Below are 442 nucleotides of genomic sequence, written 5' to 3'. Positions count from 1 at the left end.
GTTGAATTGTAGTTTGGAGAAACGTCTTTGTCGATGATTTTTCGGTGCAAGTCTTTTGGAAGGAGGCGCTGGAGAGGGTGAGAGCCCCGTCGCATCGAATGTCGAGTTGAATCTTGAGGCGTTGTCTCTGAGTAAGGTTGTTTGGGATTGCAGCCTCAATTGGGCAGTAAATTTTGTCGAAGGCCAAATATGGGCGAGAGACCGATAGCGAACAAGTACCGTGAGGGAAAGATGAAAAGGACTCTGAAAAGAGAGTCAAAGAGTGCTTGAAATTGCTGGGGGGGAAGCAGATGGGGACAGCTGCTCTTAAATCGTGGCCAATTGCCTAATTGTTGCGTCTATGTGGTTGTGGGCGGCGGATTGTGTTCGATGCGGGTGATAGCGGCGTGAAGATCTGGAGGTTGGTCTATATCTCGGGACTACGGCGTCGCTGTCATCAAGG

The 442-nt window shown here is 50.0% G+C and carries 1 rRNA gene; it reads left to right on the top strand.

Features of this window, described 5'->3' with window-relative positions:
• Window positions 1-279, top strand: a 23S ribosomal RNA gene (locus tag C6N31_RS47235); the annotation flags it as partial.
• Window positions 280-442: the final 163 nt, after the last annotated feature.

The sequence above is a fragment of the Streptomyces fildesensis genome (assembly GCF_016107395.1).
Taxonomy (GTDB): domain Bacteria; phylum Actinomycetota; class Actinomycetes; order Streptomycetales; family Streptomycetaceae; genus Actinacidiphila; species Actinacidiphila fildesensis.
Note: the sequence above shows the minus strand (reverse complement) of the source record. Positions and strands in the feature narration are given on the sequence as shown.